Here is an 8030-nt window from a genome sequence, read left to right on the forward strand (position 1 = left end):
AGGTTGGTTCGTAGTTATTTCCCAACTTTAACTTTCGCCACTTTTGACTTATTCTTCGCTGCATCCTGGACGACAACATGCAATGTCGTATTGGCTTTTTGCTTTGGCACCTTGATTGAGAATGTGCCTTTCGCATTGACTTTACCCGATGCTACTTTTTCTTTTCCTTTATATATGGTGACCGTGGCTTTTTTCTCAGCTTTTCCCTTCGCGATAGTAGTTGCCGTTGTCACTTTTTCTACAGTCGCTGCTTTTGGAGCAGTTCGATCTAATACAACGCCTATTTTCTTCGTTTTATTCCCGGCTTTGTCCTTGACGATCAATGTCCATTTCGTCTTGGCAGGGAGTTTGGCGATTTTTAATGTATACTTTCCATTTTTATAAACAGGCTTTGTATACGTCATTCCTTTTGCAGTGAATGTCATCGTCACATTTTTTTCGGTAACGATCGTGACAGCAGTCGTTTTATCTGTCACTGTAATGGGCTTAACGGTTGGCGCGGTGCGGTCGAGCACGGTAATCGTTTTTACCTTACTAGCCGTATAGCCTTTTAGTGTCGCAGAAAGAGATAACTTTGTACCCGCTTTTTGCTTGGAAATCTTCATTGTGTATTGCCCATTTTTATCCGATTTTGCGGATTTGATATTCTTTTTACCATTTTTTAAGGTCACAACCGCATTAGGCGTCGTTTTTCCTTTGACCACGGTTGTTTGGTCGGTGACCGGTGAGATAGTCGGTACCTTTACTTCCTCTTTGATGCCCGGAACCGGTGCTACGATCTCCGCATCTTTACCGATTTGGAATAGACCCGTATTCTTCGCTGATGCGATTGGTCCTTTAGGACTTGCGGCCAGTGCCAATTCTGCACGATATTGACCGTCCTTCAATGATACATCCTTATCATCGATATGTCCGTAATAATCCAGACTGGCGTCTTCGAATACCTTATGATCCGCTTTATCGTAAATGCGCAGTACAGGCTTGACACTTGATGCTGAAGCCGTTGTTCCACCATGACTAATCGTATAGTCGCTCTTCACTGCTTTTTCAACAATTTGGCCGTTCGCTTGTTTTTCATAGGCAATGAGTGCATCGTCGGCTATGCTGAAGTCAGTCGACTGATTGACTAATACCGATGATACGGTATTCCCATATGCATCCTTGATGGAAGTATGACCGGAAAGCTTGTCTCCCTGTAGCAGTTTAGTTTTTGAGAGGGCAATATTAGCCTTGAAGTCGCCTCCAACCTGCCACTGGACTTTCTGCCCTTTTTGGAATGTTTGTTCACCTTTTGATAGGAAGTAGTTCCAAATGATATTCGCTGATTCATTGTCGCCAAGACCTAGTTGAACTTGTAAATCCATTTTTAAGTTGGACGGTACATAAAAGGTATGACCAACGCGTAATGTTTTTATAAAGGACTGACTATATTCGTTGTACGGATAAATAATGGCCCCTCGTACATCGCTGTAGCCTGTTGCGTCAGCTGAGACCTTCACTTGGGCTAATTTCTCTTTATCGAAAACCACTGTATTCGTTTGGCCATCTTTCACTTGTACTGTTGGTTCAAGGAAATAATAGTTGGCCTTCTGGTTGTTTTCATCCGGTAATGAAACATAGTTCCCTTCCATGACGAAGTTTCCTGGTTCTAGATAAATTGAATCATACTTATAATTTTGTAAATTATTCGCCGTTACATAGGTTGTTTGACCACCTATTGTAACAGGCTTTTTAATCATCCAAAGTCTTGTAGAGACACCATCAAGCTTTTTGTCCCCATCCATCGCCGTCACCGCAACCTTTTGCATATTATCCGGAATGGAGATGTTCTTTAATTCATCTAAACTGGTGAACTGGCGGAATATATACGAGTATTCACCTGATGGCTGCATATAACGAATAATCGCCATGTTACCATTTTCTTCATCGCTTAATTCGAGATTGCTTGGTAATGATAAACTTTTCGTCGTATCCGTATTCTGACCCAGAGATTGAACCCATTCCGAATCGCCATCTTCCGTTTTCTCTAAACGATTGATCGTAATGTATGATGGAACATTATCTCCTTTTTCATTTTTCACCTGCATCGTCGTGCCTGAATCCTGCATGTCAATATGGATTGCCTTGTATAAGCCCTTTTTCGCTAAAGGATTTTCATCCAACGTCAGTGAAATTTCATATTTCCCTTCCGTCACGTCCGAACTGCTCGTCACCCAGAAAGAATAGAAATAATATTGGCGGTTGGCTGGGTTTGTTGCGTTTTTCGCATGGCTATCAAGCATCACTTTATTATCAGATAGTCTCATAACTTTGTACTTCGAATAGATGTCACCGAAGTTAATCGTTTCGATTTGTGCTTCGTCATCCACAGTGGTCACGGTTTTTCCTGTATTCACATCTTTTTTATACAAAGCATCTTCTGAATATAGGGAGCCTCGGTACATGCCCGCTAATTTATTGCCGTAATCATCACCAAATGTTTGCTTCGTGTAAAATGCTCTATCTAGTTTATACGCAATATTTGGATAAGGACGTTCAATGTACGTTAAGCCCCGTTGCTTGTAGTAATTTTTAAGTGATTCTTGATCCGGTTCAAATTTTGTAATATCGATTGAACCACCGGCTTTAATCACCGTCTTTTTATTTTTTTTGATGACGGCTTTTGTTTTATCATTCGCAAGGACGTAAACCCAGTTTTCCCCGCCATCCGGATCCTTCACTTCCGCATCAACCATATAATCGTAGTCACCCGGTGTGACAAAGAATTTTTGACCAGTGATGACTTCGTCTGAACCGATTGCTTCTGAAATGGCATCATTATATAAATACAACACGCCATTTTCCAGTCCCTTATCACGATTATCAATGGCCACTTCCCCAGCTTCACGGCTGTCAAAATTCAAAGTCTTCGTATCGTTCCCTACTTGGGCTGCTGTATTTGATAGGAAGTACGTTTTCCCCTCGGCCTTATGGTAGGAGAAAATGTTATATGCGCCCTTATCTAAATAGACAGTCGGTGCCTCTTTCGCACCTTCCTCATTAATCATTGTCGTTGAACCTAATGTCATATCCTTTGCATCTTTCATGGCGATGAAGTATTGTGCACCTGGCAAACCTTTTCCTTCTTCATCCACCGTATTCAATGCGACTGGTACGGTATTTTCACTTTTTAACGTAATCGTTCCTGATGAAGCCACCTCACGTGAATACATGAACCACGAGCTACCTTTTGCCGTATCGAATTTCCCTTGGACAACAACTTGTAAGTTTTTCAAATCCGTACCCACATGGCTCGGTACACGAACGGCTCCTTCCGTATCTGTCGTGCCTGTCCACAATTCATTGTAGCCATAAGCATTTGTGTCATCCTCTTGTTCCACTTTTTCATACAGTTTAACGGATGCACCTTTTGCAATCGTACCGCTTGGTGTCGTAACCGTGAACATGTAGCCTGATTGCGGGGCATTCACTACCTTCACCGATGTTTGAGTACGGGATAGTTCTTTACCATTCGAATCGAGTGCAACGGCCGTTACTTGATGTGACCCGTCTGTCACCTTAGTCGTATCCCATTTGAATTGCACCGAGGTTTGACTCGCTGTCTTTACCTCCCCAATGACATTTCCATCTTTTACTTCATCTGTATAGAAAATAGTCTTACTTGTATTCGCATCATTAATCGCTACTTGTACAGTCGTGGTGCCAACGACATTCGCATTCTTTTTCGGTAAGACGAATGCTAATGCGGGAGTTTCCACATCATCCGCTAATGCGGCTTTCGCGTTTAGCTTACCATGGCCCGTTTTCTCATCCCAGCCCTCTTCGTTCAAATCAGTTGCCGTTGATGTTAATGCTTCTTCGACTTGACTCGAAGTCGCTTCTGGATGGTTGAGCTTATACAGCGCCGCAACGGCAGCGACATGCGGGGCAGCATAGGATGTACCAGAACCAGTGGAATAGTGGCCTGCATCCGTACCTAAATCACCAAGTAATGATGTACTTAAAACATTGACGCCTGGTGCCACGATATCTAACGTGCTCCCATAATTCGAGCGCTCATACACTTGATCTTTTGTAGCAATGGCACCAACCGATAAGACATTCGGAAGAGCGGCAGGATAGGATGCATCTGCATTGCCGCCACCGTTACCTGAAGCAGCTACAACGACGACACCTTTGTCCGCCGCATTCTTTACGGCCTTTTCTATTGTCTCGCTATATTCACCGCTTATGCTCATATTGATGACATCAGCACCTTGCTCAACTGCATAATCAATACCTTGTGCAATATTGAAGGCATCCCCGACACCTGATTTATTCATGACCTTAACAGGGAGTATTTGGACATTCTTCTCACCTGCTATACCTGAAATCCCTTTTCCATTATTAGCATTCGCGGCAATGATCCCGGATACGAATGTGCCATGACCTTGGTCATCCCCTTGAAACGCTGCATCATATCCTTCTACGAATGTTTTCCCCTCTAGTACACGGCCTGCTAAGTCTTCATGAGTACCTTGAACACCTGTATCAAGCACAGCTACTTTTACTAGATTGCTATTATCCTTGACGTTTTCCCATGCGCCCTGTGCATCGATGGCACTTAAGTTCCATTGGTTTTTATAATATGTATCATTTACATCTATAGTTTCAGCGGTTTGATATGTAACATTTTTCTCAACATATTCGACGTTATCCATCTTTTCAAGCTTTGTAATGGCAGTATTTGCTTCTTCAGCTTTTACATCATACAGCCCCAGTTGATTTTCCTCTTCTACATCTTCAACGCCTATGTTTTTCATTTGTTTTTTTGATAAGGCGGCTTTATTCGTTTTATATTTAACTATTAATTGATCGGTCTCTGTATTGGATTCCTCCTCCGCAGAAGCTATTGAACCGACTGGTAGAATTGCAGATGTGGCAAGCGTAATTGCCGCCATCGTTTGAAGCCAAGTTTTTTTCTGTCTCATAAAATAAGCTCTCTCCCTACTCATTACCGTATATGTGGTGGACCACACCAAATCATCATAGTCGAGAATGATTATCATTGTCAACGCTTTTTTCGAAAAATCTAGCAGTATCATCCCTAATACCTAGATTCACTATTCAGCCCCATGCCATAATATAGCCCATAGCTTGGAAAACAAAAAAAGCCCTATACTAAGAGGGCCAATCTGTAGAGATTTTCAATACCTTCATTATAATTTCAAGTAATGATTTCTCTTTATCCACCATTTTTTAAAAATTAGGAATATTGAGCTTAGGATAGCCTAGCATTCTTATTTATTTAGTCATCCCTTCTAACTTTTCAATCGTCTTATTGAATATGGATTGAGTGTCGATGATTTTTTTTTGTAAATCTTCTGTTATCTCACTAACCTTCTCTACGTCTAAAGTAATATTTTCTACATTGGAATTTATATTTTTTATGGCTTTATCAACATTTCCTGCTAATCTTCTAACTTCGTCTGCAACAACTTTAAAACCTCGACCTTGTTCCCCTACTCGAGCTGCTTCGATCGCTGCATTTAAGGCCAATACATTTGTTTGGAAAGAGATGGTTTGTATGATTTTAGATACATCACTTATTAAACCCGTTTGTTTTTTTAGTGACTCCACTGCTTGAATTTTCTCATTGGAATTCTCAACAACGATATTCACTAATTTTTCAGGCATATCTTTTAGCTGAGAAATGATTTTTATTGTGTTGTTTTCACGCTCTGTAATATCTGTTGCGATTTTAAGAACAGCATGGACCTTACCTTCTTCATTTAGGATGGGTATATAGGTGGCTTCGAGCCATAGGAGATTCCCGGTTTTACCGACCCTTTGAATTTTTTCTTGAAACCTTTTTCCATTTTTGAGGGTAACCCATAATGATTCATATTCTCGGGTATTCCTGAATTCCGTTGTACAAAATTGATGATGCTGCATATTTTTCATTTCACCAATTGTATATCCCAAGGTCATTGCAAAGTTTTCATTTACCCATATTACTTCTCTATTTAGATTGAATTCTATCATTGCTAAATTTGACTCCAGTGCAGCTAAAACGGATGTTTCATCCAATACTTGAGTGCTTATGTTAGTCCTTAAAGAAATGCTCATATCAAAAACCCCCTGTTATTACATTTAGTAATAATATTACAGGATAATGGGTAAGAACGCCTATACTGAACTCTTTATTTTTCAAATTAATCATGTCATTAGAAAATTTCAGGGCAAACCACCTAGCGTTTCAACCTATTTCAATAAGTTTCGTTCACTAAGAGCATTGCGTTTAACGCTTTGTTAAACACATATAAAAACATTATGGTTCGAATTTTTGATAATCCAATCACCATAGTAAATAACAAGTAAGGGGAATGTCTTAAGTTATTGAAGAAAGAATTGCATAACCTGAATGGAGAATGGACATATTTCACATCCTTTCTGACGTATAATCTAAATCTCATGTTTATTAAATACAAAAAGGACCTCAACAATTAAGTTGAGATCCTTTTTGTATTTAATATCTTCGACCGTATGATACCCGAGGCCGGGGTCGAACCGGCACGCCTTGCGGCACTGCATTTTGAGTGCAGCGTGTCTGCCATTCCACCACTCGGGCAAAATTTGTTGGAGGCGGCAACCGGAATTGAACCGGTGATAAAGGTTTTGCAGACCTCTGCCTTACCGCTTGGCTATGCCGCCAACATTTTTGGAGCGAAAGACGGGATTCGAACCCGCGACCCCAACCTTGGCAAGGTTGTATTCTACCACTGAACTACTTTCGCATATGGCTGGGCTAGAAGGGATCGAACCTTCGCATGACGGAATCAAAATCCGTTGCCTTACCGCTTGGCTATAGCCCATTAATGTTATATTCATAATACCATCATTTTATTGAAAATGGGGCGACTGATGGGAATCGAACCCACGAATGCCTGAACCACAATCAGGTGCGTTAACCACTTCGCCACAATCGCCATAACAATAAAATTGGCAGGGGTAGTAGGACTCGAACCCACACCGGAGGTTTTGGAGACCTCTGTTCTACCTTTAAACTATACCCCTGTAAGATGGTGGAGGGGGGCAGATTCGAACTGCCGAACCCGAAGGAGCGGATTTACAGTCCGCCGCGTTTAGCCACTTCGCTACCCCTCCACGGATGAAACATGGTGCCGGCAAGAGGACTTGAACCCCCAACCTACTGATTACAAGTCAGTTGCTCTACCAGTTGAGCTACACCGGCACTACTATGGTGGCTCAGGACGGAATCGAACCGCCGACACAAGGATTTTCAGTCCTTTGCTCTACCGACTGAGCTACTGAGCCAAACAATTAAAAATGGCGGTCCCGACGGGAATCGAACCCGCGATCTCCTGCGTGACAGGCAGGCATGTTAACCGCTACACCACGGGACCATAGATTGCGGGGACAGGATTTGAACCTGCGACCTTCGGGTTATGAGCCCGACGAGCTACCGGACTGCTCCACCCCGCGATAATAATAATGTTGCTATATGCCTCAAGTTTTCGTGTTAAACGTTTCATTCATAAAGAAACAACTTGATGGTTTTTAAAAGAAATGGTGGAGGATGACGGGATCGAACCGCCGACCCTCTGCTTGTAAGGCAGATGCTCTCCCAGCTGAGCTAATCCTCCAATAAGTTATCGAAATGGTGACCCGTACGGGAATCGAACCCGTGTTACCGCCGTGAAAGGGCGGTGTCTTAACCGCTTGACCAACGGGCCAGGTATTAAATGGCGGAGAGCAAGGGATTTGAACCCTTGAGACAGGGTTACCCGTCTACACGATTTCCAATCGTGCTCCTTCGGCCACTCGGACAGCTCTCCAATATGGCTCCGCAGGTAGGACTCGAACCTACGACCGTTCGGTTAACAGCCGAATGCTCTACCACTGAGCTACTGCGGAACAATACAAGCTTGGCGACGTCCTACTCTCACAGGGGGAAACCCCCAACTACCATCGGCGCTGAAGAGCTTAACTGCCGTGTTCGGAATGGGAACGGGTGTGACCTCTTCGCT

2 protein-coding genes, 15 tRNA genes and 1 rRNA gene are annotated in these 8030 nt (G+C 42.6%); all 18 read right to left on the reverse strand.

Features of this window, described 5'->3' with window-relative positions; genetic code table 11:
- Window positions 1–14: 14 nt before the first annotated feature.
- Entirely contained in the window at window positions 15–4970 is a 4956-nt protein-coding gene (locus ACIQXU_RS15990; protein WP_402990769.1) for a S8 family serine peptidase, read from the reverse strand.
- Between the two features lie 313 nt (window positions 4971–5283).
- On the reverse strand, window positions 5284–6108 hold the full coding sequence (locus ACIQXU_RS15995; RefSeq protein ID WP_402990773.1) for a methyl-accepting chemotaxis protein: 825 nt from the start codon (window positions 6106–6108) through the stop codon (window positions 5284–5286).
- A 421-nt stretch (window positions 6109–6529) separates the two neighbouring features.
- Window positions 6530–6610 (reverse strand) — tRNA-Leu (locus tag ACIQXU_RS16000).
- 9 nt (window positions 6611–6619) lie between these two features.
- Window positions 6620–6693: transfer RNA gene (locus tag ACIQXU_RS16005), tRNA-Cys, on the reverse strand.
- 8 nt (window positions 6694–6701) lie between these two features.
- Window positions 6702–6776, reverse strand: a tRNA-Gly gene (locus ACIQXU_RS16010).
- 3 nt (window positions 6777–6779) lie between these two features.
- Window positions 6780–6854 (reverse strand) — tRNA-Gln (locus ACIQXU_RS16015).
- A gap of 38 nt (window positions 6855–6892) precedes the next feature.
- Window positions 6893–6968 (reverse strand) — tRNA-His (locus ACIQXU_RS16020).
- Between the two features lie 14 nt (window positions 6969–6982).
- Window positions 6983–7056 (reverse strand) — tRNA-Trp (locus tag ACIQXU_RS16025).
- A gap of 6 nt (window positions 7057–7062) precedes the next feature.
- A tRNA-Tyr gene (locus tag ACIQXU_RS16030) sits at window positions 7063–7146 on the reverse strand.
- A 12-nt stretch (window positions 7147–7158) separates the two neighbouring features.
- Window positions 7159–7234, reverse strand: a tRNA-Thr gene (locus ACIQXU_RS16035).
- Window positions 7235–7241: 7 nt separating this feature from the next.
- Window positions 7242–7317, reverse strand: a tRNA-Phe gene (locus tag ACIQXU_RS16040).
- Window positions 7318–7330: 13 nt separating this feature from the next.
- Window positions 7331–7406, reverse strand: a tRNA-Asp gene (locus ACIQXU_RS16045).
- Between the two features lie 5 nt (window positions 7407–7411).
- Window positions 7412–7485: transfer RNA gene (locus ACIQXU_RS16050), tRNA-Met, on the reverse strand.
- Window positions 7486–7570: 85 nt separating this feature from the next.
- Window positions 7571–7646: transfer RNA gene (locus ACIQXU_RS16055), tRNA-Val, on the reverse strand.
- A gap of 15 nt (window positions 7647–7661) precedes the next feature.
- Window positions 7662–7736: transfer RNA gene (locus tag ACIQXU_RS16060), tRNA-Glu, on the reverse strand.
- A 10-nt stretch (window positions 7737–7746) separates the two neighbouring features.
- Window positions 7747–7838 (reverse strand) — tRNA-Ser (locus ACIQXU_RS16065).
- Between the two features lie 4 nt (window positions 7839–7842).
- A tRNA-Asn gene (locus tag ACIQXU_RS16070) sits at window positions 7843–7917 on the reverse strand.
- A 9-nt stretch (window positions 7918–7926) separates the two neighbouring features.
- Window positions 7927–8030, reverse strand: a 5S ribosomal RNA gene (gene rrf, locus ACIQXU_RS16075); the annotation flags it as partial.

The organism is Peribacillus sp. NPDC097284, assembly GCF_044761765.1.
Lineage (GTDB): Bacteria > Bacillota > Bacilli > Bacillales > DSM-1321 > Peribacillus.

Excerpts from the sequence above, each read along its gene's own strand:
- ACIQXU_RS15990 (WP_402990769.1), bottom strand. The coding sequence starts at position 4,970 with ATGAGACAGAAAAAAACTTGGCTTCAAACGATGGCGGCAATTACGCTT.
- ACIQXU_RS15995 (WP_402990773.1), bottom strand. The coding sequence starts at position 6,108 with ATGAGCATTTCTTTAAGGACTAACATAAGCACTCAAGTATTGGATGAA.